Raw genomic sequence first — 232 nt, 5'->3', positions numbered from 1 at the left:
TATTCTCTAAGTTATGTGGACCTTTTAACAGAATTTCTTCGATATTTATTATTTTTTTACCAAATACATAAATCCAGTTATCTTTTACATATGCATCTGCTTCCTGATCGATACTGAAGAAGTATATGTTACTCTTCACATCTTTACATTCGACAAAATGTCGTTGTGATTGATTAAAAATAACAATGTCTGTGTCTCTCATATTTTTCATCAGAGATAGTTTCGCTGATTG

The 232-nt window shown here is 29.7% G+C and carries 1 pseudogene; it reads right to left on the bottom strand.

The features are described 5' to 3' along the window. Positions 1–232 (bottom strand): annotated as a pseudogene (gene murD, locus HMPREF3029_RS09460) (UDP-N-acetylmuramoyl-L-alanine--D-glutamate ligase); the annotation flags it as partial.

This window comes from Nosocomiicoccus sp. HMSC059G07 (genome assembly GCF_001815515.1).
Classification (GTDB): domain Bacteria; phylum Bacillota; class Bacilli; order Staphylococcales; family Salinicoccaceae; genus Nosocomiicoccus; species Nosocomiicoccus ampullae_A.
This window is presented reverse-complemented; position numbering and strand designations above follow the sequence as displayed.